Consider the following 15,278-nt stretch of genomic DNA (forward strand, 5'->3'; position numbering starts at 1 on the left):
CTGGCTATCCCGTCGCCGATTCGATCATGCGTGCTTCCTGGGTTGCCGCCCGCCAGGGCAAGGCCAATGTGTCGCAGATGCACTACGCCCGCCAAGGGGTGGTGACCGAGGAGATGGCCCATGTGGCCAAGCGAGAGAACCTGCCCGAGTCGCTGGTGATGGAGGAGGTGGCCCGGGGCCGCATGATCATCCCGGCCAACATCAACCACACCAACCTGGAGCCGATGGCGATCGGCATCGCCAGCAAGTGCAAGGTGAACGCCAACATCGGTGCTTCTCCGAATGCCTCAGATGCGGACGAGGAGGTGAAGAAACTGAAGTTGGCGGTCAACTATGGCGCCGACACGGTGATGGATCTCTCCACCGGTGGCGTGAACCTGGATGAGGTGCGCACGGCGATCATTCATGCTTCGCCGGTGCCGATCGGCACGGTGCCCGTTTATCAGGCCCTGGAGAGTGTGCACGGCTCGATCGAAAAGCTCGATGAAGACGACTTCCTGCACATCATCGAGAAGCACTGCCAGCAGGGCGTTGATTACCAGACCATCCACGCCGGTCTGCTGATCGAACACCTTCCCAAGGTGAAGGGCCGCATCACCGGGATCGTGAGCCGTGGCGGCGGCATCCTGGCGCAGTGGATGCTCTATCACCATCGCCAGAACCCGCTCTACACGCGCTTTGACGACATCTGCGAGATCTTCAAGCGCTACGACTGCACCTTCTCGCTGGGTGATTCATTGCGGCCCGGCTGTCAGCACGATGCCTCGGATGCCGCGCAGCTCGCTGAACTCCACACTCTGGGTGAACTGACCCGTCGCGCCTGGACCCACGATGTGCAGGTGATGGTGGAGGGTCCGGGTCACGTCCCCATGGACCAGATCGAGTTCAACGTGAAGAAGCAGATGGAGGAGTGCAACGAAGCGCCCTTCTATGTGCTCGGCCCTTTGGTCACCGATATTGCTCCCGGTTACGACCACATCACCTCAGCGATCGGTGCGGCGATGGCTGGCTGGCATGGCACGGCGATGCTTTGCTACGTGACCCCCAAGGAGCACCTGGGTCTTCCCAATGCCGAAGACGTGCGTGAAGGCCTGATCGCTTACAAGATTGCGGCCCATGCGGCGGATATCGCCCGTCACCGCCCCGGTGCCCGTGATCGCGACGATGAGCTCAGCCGGGCTCGCTACAACTTCGACTGGAACAAGCAGTTTGAGTTGTCACTCGATCCCGAGCGTGCCAAGGAGTATCACGACGAAACCCTGCCGGCGGATATCTACAAGCAGGCCGAGTTCTGTTCGATGTGTGGGCCCAAGCACTGCCCGATGCAGACCAAGATCACCGATGCCGATATCGAAGGCCTGGAAGAGGTGCTGAAGGCTCAAGGTGGCGCCGAACTGGCTGGCGTGAAGATGGAGAAGGCTGACTAATCACAGCTTTTTGATTGCTTTAGGGGTCTGAGAGGCAAAGATCCCTGTTTTTTTGTCGACTATCCAGATGTAGGACATTCCTTCGTTGGTGTTGCTGTCAGTTATCTCCAGGCGGTTGCCACGCTTTGCAATGTGTGTGATTTGATAATCACCACGTTCAGCGGGGATTGGCTTGCCGTCCCGGATGAGTAATATCCAGGCACTCCAGTCGCCATCGCGAGACCTGGAGCGAACGTAAAGCCGATCATTTCCATCTTTTCCAGCCTCAATCCCTGTCGCCGCATAAATGGTCTGATCGGGTTCGCTTTTGGCCCCGAGTTCTGAGGGGATGCCCTGGTGATCGTTGATTGTTCGGACCTTGGCTTCTTGTCGTGAGGCGTCGTAGTTCACGATGCAACGTTTTTGTCCTTTGCCATGGGCAGGTTTCAGCCGGTGGTGTTGTTCCGGCTTGCTCAGGGCCAGCCATGAATAGGCACCGATACCAGAGGGTTCTGTGTAAGGCCAGTCGGTCTTGGGGAAGTGACCGCTGTAGCCATTCAGCGTTGGAATTCCAGTGCGTCTCTGGGCATGCATGGCCATCACCTGGGCTCGCCATGGCGGTTGTTCGCTCCACTCGTACCAGAACAGATCACAGTTGCTGGAGCTCAAGGCAGTAGTGATGGCGTTGTTTTCCTGCCGCCAGGTCTTGAGCGAAAAGGAGGGCTGACCCTTTGGCCAGATCCCAACAAAGCTTCCCATCAGTGCCAGTAGTGCTGCGATGGGCTCCCAACGTTGAACCCCTGATCGCTGCCAATGCGTGGCGGCGAGGGCGATTGCCGGAGCCGCATACAGCACGATCACCATGGCTACGCGGCTGGAGGCGCGCACGGAGCTGGCACCTGGCAGCAGTTTGCTGATGATGATCCAGAGGCTGAATCCCTTGAAGGAGAGGCTCAATATCACCATGGCCCCGATGGCAATTAACCAGATCCGTAGGGGGTTCGGGCTGGCTTTTCTTTGAGCGATCGCTGTCAGTAGGACAGCTGCGAACAAGATCAGCAGGCTCCAGCCTGGAAACAGTTCCTGCTCAGCGCCATAAACCCAGTTTGGATTTGTATTGGCCGCGGTCAATGGTGGCTGGAGGAGCCATTGATCACTCCCGAACAGCCAGCTCCCAATCTTGGGGAGATTATTAATGATTTCTCCAATGTCCCTTTTCCCAAAGGTCTTCAGTGTTTGCAAGTAGGGGAGGTAAATCGTTGCGTTGAGACCAATGCAGGCAAGCAGTAGTGTTGTATGAATCCCTAGCCGTTGTCCGTGCTTCAGCCTGAACCGGTGTTGATGAAAACGCTTTAAGAGGTGAATGGCGCTAGCAATTAAGACGCCATAACAGGCATAAACAAAGATGTAGATATTGAAGAAGCCATTGGCCAGAAGCCAGGAGCCCAACAGAAGCCAGTCACTGATCGTGAAATCGACTGGTGGTTCCTGGATCAATCGATGGCAGAGCCAGAGAATTGGGCCGATCAGAAAGAGGCTGAGCAGCTGGGGATGACCTAACTGTTGGGTGATAACAGGGCTGAAACTGGTGACGAGTGCCGCAATGCTGATCCAGACGGGTTGGGTCTCTGGAGCAATGCGTTTGGCGGTATGGCGGATGGCTACGAAGTTCAGCCACAGGGTCGTGGTAATCCATCCCACATAGCTTTGAAAAGGATCGCAGAATGAACGGAAGGTTCCGTAGATCACGCTGGGACCGAGTAAATGATCACTCCAGGCAAGAGTGTCTTGAATCGGCCAAAAAAAGTCTGGCGACCAAAAGTGCGCTGATTTAAAAATTTGAAAATCAATGAAATGCCTGTAGGCGTGTTCTAGGAAATACAGGTTGAGGAGCGTGTCGCCTGGGTCTGTCGGAAATTGTGCGAGGCCACTGGATAGGGTCGGCCAGAGCGTCATGGCGATTGCCAGAGCTGGAACCGCTAGCCAGTGGAACAACAGATGAGACGCGCTCTTGAATCTCAAAGGCATTCCCTGAACCAGGCAATCGTGGGGTCCAGACCCTGTGGAAGCGAGATCTTAGGTTCCCATCCCAGCTCCTGTCTGGCGAGATCAATGATCGGCTGGCGTTGGAGTGGATCGTCTTGGGGGAGCGGTTTTGTGATCAGTTCGAGCTTAGGATTGATGCGATCGCGCACCAGTTCAGCCAGCTGGCGGATGGTGAACTCACCCGGATTGCCGATATTGATGGGGCCTGTGTGGTTGCCGTTCATCAGGCGGATCATGCCTTCAATCAGATCATCCACATAGCAGAAGGAGCGGGTCTGGCTGCCATCGCCGTAGAGAGTGAGAGCTTGTCCTTGCAGTGCTTGCATGATGAAGTTGCTCACTACCCGTCCGTCGTCGGGCAGCATGCGCGGCCCGTAAGTATTGAAAATGCGCATGACGCGAATTTCAGTGCCATGCATGCGCTGATAATCGAAGCAAAGGGTTTCGGCGATGCGCTTGCCTTCGTCGTAGCAGCTGCGGATCCCGATCGTGTTCACGCAACCTCGATAGCTTTCGGGTTGCGGGTGCACCTCTGGATCGCCATACACCTCACTGGTGCTCGCTAAAAGTAGGCGTGCACCCACGCGCCGCGCCAGGCCGAGCATGTTGTAGGTGCCTAGAAAACTGGTTTTGGCCGTTTTGATCGGATTAAATTGATAGTGAACCGGCGAAGCTGGGCAAGCTAGATGCCAGATGCGGTCGACTTCCAGTCGGATTGGTTCCGTTACGTCATGGCGGATCAGTTCAAAGCGAGGATGGCTGATCCACTGGGAGATATTGGTTTTGCGTCCAGTGAAATAGTTGTCGAGGCAGATCACCTCTTCCCCGGCTTGCATGAGCCGGTCGGTTAGGTGAGAGCCGAGGAAGCCCGCGCCGCCTGTGATCAGATTGCGTGTAATTCGCATGATGCGCCTAGCGTTGGGCCCAAAGATTGTATTTCAGGATGCAGTAGATCGCGCGGAATCCATCTCTCCAGCCGATTTTCTTGCCTTCATCGTAGGTGCGGCCGTAGTAGGAGATGCCCACTTCATAGATGCGAAGATTCATTTTTGAGATTTTGGCTGTCACTTCTGGCTCAAAGCCGAACCTATTTTCGCAGATGTTGATTGCTTGAATCACCTCGCGCCTGAATGCCTTGTAACAGGTCTCCATGTCTGAAAGGTTCAGATCTGTGAAGAAATTGCTCATCAGGGTGAGCACGCCATTGCCGACCCTGTGCCAGAAATACACAACCCTGTGTGGTCTGCCACTTTGAAAGCGACTGCCGAAGACAACATCAGCTTTGCCATCCACAATCGGTTGAATGACAATTGGGAACTCCTGGGGATCGTATTCAAGATCCGCATCCTGAACGATGCAGATATCCCCGGTGGCCTTCTGGAAGCCTGTTCTTAATGCTGCTCCCTTCCCTTGGTTCTTGTCGTGGAAGACCACGCTGATTTCATGGTCTTTGATTGTTGCGAGGATATCCCGTGTTCCATCGCTGGAGCCATCATCAACGATGATAATTTCTCGATCGCTTATCGGCGCCTTTTTGACGGCTTCAATCAGTGAAATGATCGTGGCTGCTTCGTTGTAGCAGGGAATAATAATGCTGAGCTTCATTATTTAAATACCCAATATTTTTGTGCGCCGTACGATAGCACGGCTAGGCATGGTATTAGTGCTGCAGCTGCAATATTTTTGCTGAAACCTAGTGTGGTGCCGATGTCAATCCCCGCAGTGTTGAGTAGCCACATGGTTGTCATCAGAGCCAGGTAGCGGAGGATTGGCTGATGGTTGCGCAATCCTTTGGCTTGGAACACGACTTTGCCGTAAATCGTGTAGCCAAAGCCCGTGTTAATGGCTTGGCTGATCAATGTGGCCGCGAGCACACTCACGCTGTTGCTCGCTAGAAGCATTTGCAGCACAAGGTTGGTGACGAGGACATTGCAGAGTCCTGCTGCGCCGAAGCGTCGTTTCTGTCCGCGACGCTTGCCGCGGGTTGGTACCTGATCTGTTGCTTCGGCAGCATCAGTCAAAACCCCCCGGTGCCCTGAGGCAGCGGGGGGCGATGGGATTGCTTGATCAGCCTGTGAGTTCTCTGAATTCACAGACATTAAGTCAACCGAGTAGGGCCTTGGATTTTGCCACGACGTTCTCCACGGTGAAGCCGAACTTCTCCATGCAGGTGCCGCCAGGGGCCGATGCACCGAAGCGATTCATGGTGACGCTGTCTCCATCAAGGCCGATGAAGCGGTGCCAACCGAAGCTTTCAGCTGCTTCCACCACGATGCGCTTGCGCACGGCTGCGGGGAGCACCTGCTCCTTGTAGGCATCACTCTGCTCATCGAAGAGTTCCACGCAGGGCATGGACACCACGCGCACCTTCTTGCCTTCAGCAGTGAGTTGCTTGGCGGCCTGCACGCAGAGGTCGAGCTCGGTGCCGGTGCCGATCAGGATCAGTTCAGGGGTGCCCTCGCAGTCTTCGAGGATGTAGCCGCCGTGGGCGACCTTTTCGATCGACGAGTTGGCCTGGTTGGCCATGTTCTGGCGGCTGAGGCAAAGGGCGCTGGGGCGCTTGCGGTTCTCGATCGCCAGTTTGTAAGCACCGCTGGTTTCATTGCCATCACCAGGGCGGAACACTAGCAGGTTGGGCATCGCCCGCAGGGAGGGGATGGTCTCGATCGGCTGGTGGGTGGGACCGTCCTCGCCAACGCCGATGGAGTCGTGGGTGAGCACGTAGATCACACCCAGCTCGCTCAGGGCCGAGAGGCGCATGGAGCCGCGCATGTAGTCGGCGAACACCAGGAAGGTGCCGCCGTAGGGGATCAAGCCGCTGTTGTGATAAGCGATGCCGTTGAGGATGGCGGCCATGGCGTGCTCACGCACACCGAAGTGCAGATAGCGCTTCTCCGGGGTTTCGGGCTGGTAGGAGCCGGTTTCGCCTTTGATGTCGGTGTAGTTGGAGTGGGTGAGGTCAGCCGAGCCGCCGATCAGTTCTGGCAGGTTGGGACCCAGAGCACCCAGGCAGATCTGGGAGTGCTTGCGGGTGGCCAGTCCACCGTCTGCAGGGGTGTAGGTGGGCAGGTCCTTGTCCCAACCCTGGGGCAGTTCACCGCGCAGCATCCGCTCGAACACGGCAGACTCGGCAGGGTACTGGCTCCGGTAGGTCGCCAGGGTCTGATTCCACTCCGCTTCAAGGCTGGCGCCGCGATCGATGGCCTGACGGAACTGGTCGTAGGCCTCCTGGGGCACCTCAAAGGGGCCGTACTCCCAGCCCAGTTGTTGCCGGGTCAATGCGGTCTCGTCTTCACCCAGAGGAGCGCCATGCACGCCGGCGGTGTCGCTCTTGTTGGGGGAGCCGTAGCCGATGGTGGTGGTCACCTTGATGATCGACGGCTTGTCGGTGACGGCCTTGGCCGCTTCGATCGCCTTGCTGATGACGTTCACATCGGTGTTGCCATCCGCCACGTGCTGCACGTGCCAGCCGTAGGCCTCGTAGCGCTTGAGCACATCTTCAGTGAAGGACACATCGGTGCGTCCATCGATGGTGATGTGGTTGTCGTCGTACAGGGCGATCAGCTTGCCCAGCTTCAGGTGCCCGGCCAGGGAGGCGGCTTCGGAAGCCACACCTTCCTGATTGCAGCCGTCACCCATGATCACGTAGGTGTAGTGATCCACCAGGGTGGCGCCGGGCTTGTTGAATTTGGCGGCCAGGTGCGACTCGGCAATGGCCAGGCCCACCGCGTTGGAGATACCAGCGCCGAGGGGGCCGGTGGTCACCTCAACCCCCGGGGTTTCGAAGGTTTCGGGGTGACCGGGTGTTTTGGAGCCCCACTGGCGGAACTGTTTGATGTCGTCGATCGACACCGAGTCGTAACCGGTGAGGTGAAGCAGCGCATAGAGCAGCATGCAGCCGTGACCGGCGGACAGCACGAAGCGGTCACGGTTGAACCACTGGGGGTTCTTGGGGTTGTGCTTCAGGAACTTGTCCCACAGGGTGTAACCCATCGGTGCACAGCCCATGGGCAGACCGGGGTGGCCGCTCTTGGACTTGTTGATGGCATCGACAGCCAGCATGCGGATGCTGTTGATGCAGAGCGTGTCGAGGGAAGCGGGCGCGGCGACCATGGCGTGTTGACGGGATACTGGGACAGGAACGCAGGGCTGAATCAGCCGATGCGACGGAAGGCAAGGCAGACGTTGTGGCCGCCGAAGCCGAAGGAGTTGGAGAGCACCGCATCCAGTGTGGCTTCACGGGCGGTGTTCGGTACGACATCCAGATCACAGTCGGGATCCGGGTTGGCGTAGTTAATTGTGGGGGGAACAACCCCATGGCGGATCGCGAGCACGCTGGCCACCGCTTCGATGCCGCCGGAACCGCCGAGCAGGTGGCCGGTCATCGATTTGGTGGAGCTCACGGGAATCTGCAGGGCACGGGCGCCGAGGGCGCTCTTGATCGCCGCAGTTTCGTTGCTGTCATTGGCGGGGGTGCTGGTGCCGTGGGCGTTGACGTAGCCAACGCTCTCGGGGGCCAGCCCTGCATCAGCCAGGGCGAGTTTGATGGCGGCAGCTCCACCGACACCGCCCGGGGTGGGGGCGGTGATGTGGTGGGCATCGCAGGTGGTGCCATACCCCACCAGTTCCGCCAGCACCGTGGCCCCCCGGGCTTGCGCGTGGGCCAGGGTTTCGAGAACGAGAATGCCCGCGCCTTCACCGATCACAAAGCCATCCCGCTCCCGGTCAAAGGGACGACTGGCGGTGGCCGGGTCGTCGTTGCGGAAGGACAGGGCTTTGGCGCTGGCGAAACCGGCAACACCCAGAGGAGTGATCGCCGATTCAGCGCCACCGCAGATCATGGCGTCGGCTTTGCCGAGCTGCAGGATGCGGAAGGCATCTCCGATCGCGTTGGATCCAGCTGCGCAAGCGGTGGCGACAGCGGAACTGGGCCCCTTGGCGCCGAGGGCGATCGCCGCCAGGCCTGTGGCCATGTTGGGGATCATCATCGGCACCGTGAAAGGGCTCACACGGCCTGGGCCCTTGTCAGCCAGCACGTGGGCCTGGGTCTCCATGGTCAGCAGGCCGCCGACGCCCGAACCGATGCTGATACCGATGCGCTCGGCGTTCGATGCGTTGATCTCGAGACCGGCATCAGCTAGCGCCTGCTTGGCGGCGACAACGCCGAACTTGCAAAACCTGTCCCAGCGCTTCGCCTCCTTGGCTTCGAGGTAACCGCTGGGGTCGAAGTCCTTGACCTCGGCTGCGAAGCGGCAGGCGTGGGCGCTGGCGTCGAACAGGGTGATCGGCGCCACACCGTTCTTGCCGGAGGTCAGACCGGTCCAATAGTCGGCAACGGTGTTGCCGATCGGTGTCACCGCGCCGAGGCCGGTGACCACGACGCGTTGGAGACCCTCCACCATCCGGAAACCTCAGGCCTGCTTGTCTTCGATGTACTTGACGGCGTCGCCGACGGTGGTGATCCCTTCAGCAGCCTCATCGGGAATTTCGATGTCGAAGGCTTCTTCCAGGGCCATCACCAGCTCGACGGTATCGAGGGAGTCGGCGCCGAGATCGTTTTGAAAGTTGGATTCCGGCTTCACGTCGCCGGCATCAACGCTGAGTTGCTCCGCCACGATCGAACGGACTTTTTCGAGGATCGCTTCCTGGGACATGGCCGTGAAGACGGGACGACGCATCCTACGGGCTGGGCAAGCGGTCGTTAACAACGGTGACGGCCGACCGTTACCGGCGGTTCAGCTGCGCTTGCTGCGGGTACCTTGACGCCAAGCCATCTGTTCAGGAACGGGCACATGTCCCACGCCGTCAAGATTTACGACACCTGCATCGGTTGCACCCAGTGCGTGCGGGCCTGCCCTCTGGACGTGCTCGAAATGGTGCCGTGGGACGGCTGCAAGGCCGGCCAAATCGCTTCCTCCCCCCGCACCGAGGACTGCGTCGGTTGCAAGCGTTGTGAAACCGCCTGTCCCACCGACTTCCTCAGCATTCGCGTTTATCTGGGTGATGAGACCAGCCGCAGCATGGGTCTCTCCTACTGATTTGAGCCTCTCCGGCCATAAGCTCAGCCCGGCAATCGCCGGGCTTTTTTTATATGTGCGGAATCGTTGCGGTGATCGGCTCGCGTGAGGCAGCTCCCCTGCTGCTTGAGGGCTTGCGTCAGTTGGAATATCGCGGCTACGACTCCGCTGGAATCGCCACCGTTGAGAACGGAGCGTTGCATTGCTCGAGGGCGAAGGGGAAGCTGGTGCATCTCACCGCGAAGGTGGAGGTCGACGGCGCCCCCGGGCTCTGTGGGATCGGTCACACCCGGTGGGCCACCCACGGCAAACCCGAGGAGCACAACGCTCACCCCCACAGCGATGGCAGTGGTCGGGTTGCCGTGGTGCAGAACGGCATCATCGAAAACCACCGCAGCCTGCGTGAAGAGCTGACCGCTGCCGGAGTGCATTTCCGATCCGAGACCGATACGGAGGTGATTCCGCATCTGATCAGTGCTCAACTGGCGAGTTTCCAGGCCGCTGGCCGGTCCGCCGATGGGGCCCTCCTGCTGGAGGCGGTGCAGGCGGTGTTGCCGCAGCTGCAGGGCGCCTATGCGCTGGCGGTGGTGTGGGCGGAGGTTTCCGGTGCCCTGGTGGTGGCCCGCCGGGCGGCGCCGTTGCTGATCGGTCTTGGTGAAGGGGAGTTTGTCTGCGCCAGCGACACGCCCGCTCTCGCCGGGATCACCCGCACGATCCTGCCGATGGAGGACGGGGAAGTCGCCCTGCTCAGACCCTTGGGCATCGAGCTCTACGACGCTGAGGGTGTGCGGCAGCAGCGTACGCCTTCCCTTTTGAACGGCACGGATCATGTGGCCGACAAGCGCCATTTCCGCCACTTCATGCTCAAGGAGATCCATGAGCAGCCGGAGACGGCTGAGCTCTGGGTGGCGCGCCATCTCCCCAGCGGTTTGCCGGAGTCGAATCCGGTGGCCTTGCCGTTCGATGAGGCCTTCTACACAGGGGTGGAGCGGATTCAGATCCTGGCCTGTGGCACCAGTCGTCATGCGGCCTTGGTGGGGGCCTATCTGCTGGAGCAGTTCGCCGGATTGCCCACCAGCGTGTTCTATGCCAGTGAATTCCGTTATGCGCCGCCGCCGCTGGCGCCCCACACACTCACCATCGGGGTGACGCAGTCGGGGGAAACGGCCGACACCCTCGCCGCCCTGGCGATGGAGGCAGAGCGCCGCCGCGCCTTGGGCGATGACGCCTATGCACCACGCCAGCTGGGGATCACCAACCGGCCCGAGAGTTCTCTGGCCCGCCAGGTGGAGCACATCCTCGACATCGGCGCTGGCATCGAAGTGGGTGTGGCGGCCACCAAGACGTTCCTCGGCCAGCTGCTGGCGTTCTACGCCCTGGCCCTCGCCTTTGCGGCTCGGCGCGGCAGCCGGCCGGTGGCGGAGATCGGCGTCCTGGTGGCGGAGTTGCGCCAGCTTCCCAGCCAGCTCAGGCAACTGGTGGAGCGTCACGATCGGGAGTCGGAAGCGCTGGCCCACCGCTTTGCTGAAACCCAGGACGTGATCTTCCTGGGGCGCGGTATCAACTATCCGATCGCCCTGGAGGGAGCGCTCAAGCTCAAGGAGATCAGCTACATCCACGCCGAGGGCTACCCCGCCGGTGAGATGAAGCACGGCCCGATCGCCCTGCTCGATGCCCACGTGCCGGTGGTGTCGATTGCGATGCCCGGCGTGGTGTTTGAGAAGGTGCTGAGCAATGCCCAGGAGGCGAAAGCTCGTGATGCGGAGCTGATCGGAGTGGCACCGGAAGGGCCGGACACGGCTCTGTTCGATGCTCTGCTGCCGGTGCCGGAGGTGAGCGAGTGGGTGAGCCCCCTGCTCACGGTGGTGCCCATGCAACTGCTGAGTTACCACATTGCCGCCCATCGCGGTCTCGATGTGGATCAACCACGCAACCTGGCCAAGAGCGTCACCGTGGAGTGATCGCAGCCGCATCGCTGCGGCCATACAGATCATCGAAGCGGACGATGTCGTCTTCGCCGAGGTAAGCACCGCTCTGCACCTCGATCATCTCGACGGGGATGCGGCCCGGGTTGCTGAGCCGGTGTTTGCAGCCCAGGGGGATGTAGGTGCTCTGGTTTTCGCCGATCAGCTGCTGTTCGCCATCCCGTTCCACAAGGGCCGTGCCCTTCACCACAATCCAGTGCTCGGCTCGGTGGTGGTGCATTTGCAGGGAGAGGCTGGCGCCTGGTTTCACGGAGATCCGTTTCACCTGCCAGCGATGGTCTTCGACCACGCCGGTGTAAGAGCCCCAGGGGCGATAGATCCTGCGGTGGGCCTTGCCCTCAGGGCTGCCGTCGGCCTCCAGCTGCTTCACGATCGTTTTCACGTTCTGCGCTTGGCTGCGATCGGCGATCAGCACAGCATCATCGGTTTCGACCACCACCAGGTTCTCCACCCCCAGCCCCACTACGAGTCGGTGTTCGCTGCGCAGGTAGCAGTTGCGGCTGCCCTCGCTGATCACCCGGCCGCGCAGCACGTTGCCGTTGTCATCGCGATCGGCGGTGTCCCACAGGGCACTCCAGCTGCCCACATCACTCCAGCCCGCCGCCAGGGGCAGCACAGACCCAAGCGCTGTTTTCTCCATCACCGCCACATCGATCGCCACATTCGGGCACTTGGCGAAGGCTTCCCGCTCCAAACGCAGGAAATCCAGATCGGCCACGTCCTGCTCCAGGGCGGCGCGGCAGCAGCTCACCACCTCCGGGGCCAGTCGCTCCAGTTCAGCCAGCATGGCGCTGGCTTTGAACAGGAACATGCCGCTGTTCCAGGTGAAGCGGCCACTGGTCAGGAACTGCTCAGCCGTGGCGCGGTCGGGCTTCTCCACAAAGCGGGCGATCGGCACGGGGGTGAGGGCCCCAGGCTGCAGCGGTTCGGACGCTTCGATGTAGCCGTAGCCCGTCTCCGGTGCGGTGGGAACGATCCCGAATGTCACCAGTCGCCCGGCTTCGGCGGCGCTGCGTCCGGCTTCGATCGCCGTGCGGAAGTGGGCGGCGTCGCGAATGACGTGGTCGGCTGCCAGCACCAGGAGCAGGGGGTCATCGCCGCGGGCTGTGGCCTGCAGGGCAGCGACCGCGACGGCTGGAGCGGTGTTACGGCCCATGGGCTCCAGCAGGATCGCGCCCGGTTCCACGTCGATCTGACGCATCTGCTCGGCCACGATGAAGCGATGGTCGTCGTTGCAGATCAGTAACGGCGCTCCCAGACCTGTCAGGCCCTCCAGCCGTTGCTGGGTCTGTTGCAGCAGCGTTTCATCGCCCTGGCCCCCCAGGGGCCAGTACTGCTTGGGATAGCTGGCGCGGGAGAGCGGCCAGAGGCGGGTGCCCGTGCCGCCGCAGAGGATCACCGGGATCAGAGGGGTGGTCACCGTTCGCTCGACCGTGATTGGCGCCAGTGTCGCGCAGGGCCCCAGGACCTGTCAGCTTTTTGAGTCGGTGTCTAGAGCTCCAGGAGCCCGGGGGGAGGAGTCAGCAGCAGCCAGCCCTCCTCCAGGTGCACCTCTGGAACGATCGTCTCCACGAAGGGGATCAACACCCGGCGCCCTCCATCGCTGCGCTCCACCTCCAGCAGGTCATTGCCACCGCTGATCAGGTCGGTGACGCTGCCGATCGCTTCAGCATCGGCCTGGAGTCGCACCTCGAGGCCCACCAGATCGAGGAGGTGAAACTCGCCATCGGCGAGGGCGGGGCGGTCATCGGCGCGCACCAGCAGGGTCTGGCCCACCAGGGCTTCGGCGGCGCTGCGGTCGTTGACCCCCTCGAAGCGCACCACGAACAGCTGTTTACCGGGGAGCTGTCGACCGCTGCTCAGCTCCACGGCGCGGGGCACGCCGCCACGGGCCTGCAGCCAGCGCGTGCCAGGCGTGGTGAAGCGCTCCGGGAACTCACTGGCGGGATTGACGCGCAGCTCGCCGCGGAGCCCCTGGGCCCCCACCACGGTTCCCACCGCCAACCAGTCATTGCTGTTCATCTGCTCATCATCTCGCCACGCGATACTGGGTAACGATTGCTGACCGCATCCATGGCCTCCACCGCTCCGATCCTGCCCGGTGCCACGGTGAAGGTGGTGGATCCCCGTTCGATCTACAACGGGTACATCGGGTTTGTGCAGCGGATCAGCGGGGATCGGGCGGCGGTGCTGTTTGAAGGGGGTAACTGGGACAAGCTCGTGACCCTGCGCCTCAGGGATCTGAGCGCCGCCTGAGGGTGATGTGGGATGCGTCCGGACGCCTCTACAACCTGATCATCTTCGGCACGATCCTGGTGAGTATGGCGGGGCTGATGGTCGAGCCCCATCCGCTTCATCTCGCTGCTGATGATGCGGTGCCGGCCTGGGTGCACAGCCTTGAGCGGGCCTGCCTGCTGGTGTTCATCGCCGATTTTCTTCTCCACCTCTGTCACGCCCCAACCGCTGGCCTATCTGCGCAGCTTCTACGGCCTGATCGACCTCTCGGCGGTGCTGTTCTTTTTTGTGCCCCGGATCAGCAGTGACCTGATCCTCTGGATCTTCAAGTTCGTGCGGGTGCTGCGGGTGTTCAAGTTGCTGCGCTTTCTCGATGAGGCTCAGTTGCTCGGCAACGCTCTGCGCGCCAGTGCCCGCCACATCGGTGTGTTCCTGTTCTTTGTGGTGATGACCCAGGTGGTGCTGGGTTACGTGATGGTGGTGATTGAAAGCGGGCACCCCCAGACGCAGTTCCAGACCATGGGGCACGGCGTGTAGTGGGCAATCGTCACCATGACCACCGTGGGCTACGGCGATGTGGTGCCCCAGACGGTGCTCGGTCGCTTGTTAGCGGCGGTGGTGATGGTGCTCGGCTTCGGGATCATTGCCATCCCCACCGGCATCGTCACGGTGGAGATCATCAATCAAGCTCGGCAGGATCAATGCTCCTGTGGGGACTGCGGCCGCACCGGTCACCGCCACCGGGCCGCCCACTGCGATCAGTGCGGGGCGGTGTTGCCTTTGGGCCGTTCCTGAAGGAGCCTCAGGGCGTTCCTTGCAGCGTGCTGTTCGGCTTCACGCCTGGAGCCGCCCCAGCCCTCAGCGAGGAGATCGGCCAGGCTGACGCGGCAATGGAAGCGGCGCGGGTCGCCGTGGCGGCGGCTGACCTCCCGGGTGTCGTAGGCCGGCAGGCCCAGGGCCTGGCCCTGGCTCCACTCCTGTAGGGCGGATTTGCTGTTGCCCCGATGGGGGTCGGCGAGAACGGCGGCGCTGGTTGGCTGCCAATAGGGGGTCAGCCAGGCCTGCACCGCCTGCAGCCCTCCGATGGCGTAGATCGCGCCGATCAGCGCTTCACTGAGTTCGGCGCGCAGGGTGGCGTGGCCGGCTCCATCACCGCTGGCCATCGCACCGATTTGCCACCAGCGTGCGATGCCGATCTGCTCTCCCAACTGGGCCAGCCATTCATCGCTCACCAGCTGGGCGCGCAGGGCGGACCGTTCCCCCACCGGCAGCTGGGGCTGGGTGCTGGCGATGAATTCGGTGGCAGCCAGGCGCAGCACCGCATCGCCGAGAAATTCCAGTTGCTCGTGATGGGAATGCAGGCCGCTGGAGGTGTGGGTGAGCGCTGCATTGAGCTGGGCGAGCTCGTGGTCCTTGAGCGGCAGCGGCGAGGAGAGGCCGAGTTGCTGCCAGAGCTGCTCCAAATGCTCGCGACGGGCGGCATCGATGGCAATGGGAGTGTTGGGTGCCATGGCTTCAGCGGCTGCGCTCAAAAAATCAAGCGCCTCAACTCAGGGTTATAATGCTGCCCCGTTCTCAGGCTGAACAAC

The 15,278-nt window shown here is 61.3% G+C and carries 14 protein-coding genes and 1 pseudogene; 5 read left to right on the forward strand and 10 right to left on the reverse strand.

Features of this window, described 5'->3' with window-relative positions:
• Nucleotides 1-26 precede the first annotated feature (26 nt).
• Entirely contained in the window at nucleotides 27-1,427 is a 1,401-nt protein-coding gene (gene thiC, locus H0O21_RS04375) for a phosphomethylpyrimidine synthase ThiC (RefSeq protein WP_185190873.1), read from the forward strand.
• Here thiC and H0O21_RS04380 read toward each other — a convergent pair whose 3' ends face one another.
• The 7 genes from H0O21_RS04380 to acpP all read right to left on the reverse strand — a co-directional run bounded on the left by H0O21_RS04380 (nucleotide 1,428) and on the right by acpP (nucleotide 9,106).
• Nucleotides 1,428-3,362, reverse strand: coding sequence for a hypothetical protein (locus tag H0O21_RS04380; RefSeq protein WP_185190525.1), 1,935 nt, complete (start codon nucleotides 3,360-3,362; stop codon nucleotides 1,428-1,430). It lies immediately after the preceding gene.
• Between the two features lie 62 nt (nucleotides 3,363-3,424).
• Nucleotides 3,425-4,357 carry a UDP-glucuronic acid decarboxylase family protein gene (locus H0O21_RS04385; RefSeq protein WP_185190526.1) on the reverse strand — a complete coding sequence of 311 codons (933 nt, stop codon included), beginning with the start codon at nucleotides 4,355-4,357 and terminating at the stop codon, nucleotides 3,425-3,427.
• A gap of 7 nt (nucleotides 4,358-4,364) precedes the next feature.
• Nucleotides 4,365-5,057 carry a glycosyltransferase family 2 protein gene (locus H0O21_RS04390; protein ID WP_185190527.1) on the reverse strand — a complete coding sequence of 231 codons (693 nt, stop codon included), beginning with the start codon at nucleotides 5,055-5,057 and terminating at the stop codon, nucleotides 4,365-4,367.
• A complete protein-coding gene (locus tag H0O21_RS04395) occupies nucleotides 5,057-5,473 on the reverse strand; it encodes a GtrA family protein (RefSeq protein ID WP_185190528.1) in 417 nt (138 codons plus the stop codon). Before H0O21_RS04395 ends, H0O21_RS04390 begins: the two co-directional genes overlap by 1 nt.
• Before the next feature lie 82 nt (nucleotides 5,474-5,555).
• Nucleotides 5,556-7,565, reverse strand: a complete 2,010-nt coding sequence (gene tkt / locus H0O21_RS04400) for a transketolase (protein WP_185190529.1) — start codon at nucleotides 7,563-7,565, stop codon at nucleotides 5,556-5,558.
• A gap of 41 nt (nucleotides 7,566-7,606) precedes the next feature.
• Nucleotides 7,607-8,854, reverse strand: a complete 1,248-nt coding sequence (gene fabF, locus H0O21_RS04405) for a beta-ketoacyl-ACP synthase II (protein WP_185190530.1) — start codon at nucleotides 8,852-8,854, stop codon at nucleotides 7,607-7,609.
• Nucleotides 8,855-8,863: 9 nt separating this feature from the next.
• Nucleotides 8,864-9,106 carry an acyl carrier protein gene (acpP, locus tag H0O21_RS04410; RefSeq protein WP_131455659.1) on the reverse strand — a complete coding sequence of 81 codons (243 nt, stop codon included), beginning with the start codon at nucleotides 9,104-9,106 and terminating at the stop codon, nucleotides 8,864-8,866.
• 138 nt (nucleotides 9,107-9,244) lie between these two features.
• On the opposite strand from acpP, the gene psaC reads away from it, so the two are divergent.
• Nucleotides 9,245-9,490 carry a photosystem I iron-sulfur center protein PsaC gene (psaC, locus tag H0O21_RS04415; RefSeq protein ID WP_006042515.1) on the forward strand — a complete coding sequence of 82 codons (246 nt, stop codon included), beginning with the start codon at nucleotides 9,245-9,247 and terminating at the stop codon, nucleotides 9,488-9,490.
• Between the two features lie 53 nt (nucleotides 9,491-9,543).
• Nucleotides 9,544-11,430 carry a glutamine--fructose-6-phosphate transaminase (isomerizing) gene (glmS, locus tag H0O21_RS04420; RefSeq protein ID WP_185190531.1) on the forward strand — a complete coding sequence of 629 codons (1,887 nt, stop codon included), beginning with the start codon at nucleotides 9,544-9,546 and terminating at the stop codon, nucleotides 11,428-11,430.
• On the opposite strand, the gene H0O21_RS04425 is transcribed toward glmS, so the two are convergent.
• Complete coding sequence (locus H0O21_RS04425; protein WP_185190532.1) at nucleotides 11,417-12,874, reverse strand: mannose-1-phosphate guanylyltransferase/mannose-6-phosphate isomerase; 1,458 nt, start codon at nucleotides 12,872-12,874, stop codon at nucleotides 11,417-11,419. The genes glmS and H0O21_RS04425 overlap by 14 nt on opposite strands.
• A gap of 71 nt (nucleotides 12,875-12,945) precedes the next feature.
• Complete coding sequence (gene rimM / locus H0O21_RS04430; RefSeq protein ID WP_185190533.1) at nucleotides 12,946-13,476, reverse strand: ribosome maturation factor RimM; 531 nt, start codon at nucleotides 13,474-13,476, stop codon at nucleotides 12,946-12,948.
• Between the two features lie 51 nt (nucleotides 13,477-13,527).
• Between rimM and H0O21_RS04435 the strand changes: the two genes are divergently transcribed.
• Both H0O21_RS04435 and H0O21_RS04440 read left to right on the forward strand, forming a co-directional pair.
• Entirely contained in the window at nucleotides 13,528-13,710 is a 183-nt protein-coding gene (locus tag H0O21_RS04435; RefSeq protein ID WP_185190534.1) for an NAD(P)H dehydrogenase subunit NdhS, read from the forward strand.
• A gap of 5 nt (nucleotides 13,711-13,715) precedes the next feature.
• Nucleotides 13,716-14,484, forward strand: a pseudogene (locus H0O21_RS04440) (ion transporter).
• Here the strand turns inward: H0O21_RS04440 and H0O21_RS04445 are convergent.
• Nucleotides 14,448-15,200, reverse strand: coding sequence for a ribonuclease III family protein (locus H0O21_RS04445; RefSeq protein ID WP_255441130.1), 753 nt, complete (start codon nucleotides 15,198-15,200; stop codon nucleotides 14,448-14,450). The pseudogene H0O21_RS04440 and the gene H0O21_RS04445 overlap by 37 nt on opposite strands.
• Nucleotides 15,201-15,278: the final 78 nt, after the last annotated feature.

The sequence above is a fragment of the Synechococcus sp. HK01-R genome (assembly GCF_014217855.1).
Taxonomy (GTDB): Bacteria; Cyanobacteriota; Cyanobacteriia; order PCC-6307; family Cyanobiaceae; genus Synechococcus_C.

What these genes read in the sequence shown, in the direction of transcription:
- glmS (WP_185190531.1), top strand. Translation starts at nt 9,544, where the DNA reads ATGTGCGGAATCGTTGCGGTGATCGGCTCGCGTGAGGCAGCTCCCCTG.
- thiC (WP_185190873.1), top strand. Translation starts at nt 27, where the DNA reads ATGCGTGCTTCCTGGGTTGCCGCCCGCCAGGGCAAGGCCAATGTGTCG.
- H0O21_RS04380 (WP_185190525.1), bottom strand. Translation starts at nt 3,362, where the DNA reads ATGACGCTCTGGCCGACCCTATCCAGTGGCCTCGCACAATTTCCGACA.
- H0O21_RS04435 (WP_185190534.1), top strand. Translation starts at nt 13,528, where the DNA reads ATGGCCTCCACCGCTCCGATCCTGCCCGGTGCCACGGTGAAGGTGGTG.
- H0O21_RS04385 (WP_185190526.1), bottom strand. Translation starts at nt 4,357, where the DNA reads ATGCGAATTACACGCAATCTGATCACAGGCGGCGCGGGCTTCCTCGGC.
- rimM (WP_185190533.1), bottom strand. Translation starts at nt 13,476, where the DNA reads ATGAACAGCAATGACTGGTTGGCGGTGGGAACCGTGGTGGGGGCCCAG.
- acpP (WP_131455659.1), bottom strand. Translation starts at nt 9,106, where the DNA reads ATGTCCCAGGAAGCGATCCTCGAAAAAGTCCGTTCGATCGTGGCGGAG.
- tkt (WP_185190529.1), bottom strand. Translation starts at nt 7,565, where the DNA reads ATGGTCGCCGCGCCCGCTTCCCTCGACACGCTCTGCATCAACAGCATC.
- psaC (WP_006042515.1), top strand. Translation starts at nt 9,245, where the DNA reads ATGTCCCACGCCGTCAAGATTTACGACACCTGCATCGGTTGCACCCAG.
- H0O21_RS04390 (WP_185190527.1), bottom strand. Translation starts at nt 5,057, where the DNA reads ATGAAGCTCAGCATTATTATTCCCTGCTACAACGAAGCAGCCACGATC.
- H0O21_RS04445 (WP_255441130.1), bottom strand. Translation starts at nt 15,200, where the DNA reads ATGGCACCCAACACTCCCATTGCCATCGATGCCGCCCGTCGCGAGCAT.
- fabF (WP_185190530.1), bottom strand. Translation starts at nt 8,854, where the DNA reads ATGGTGGAGGGTCTCCAACGCGTCGTGGTCACCGGCCTCGGCGCGGTG.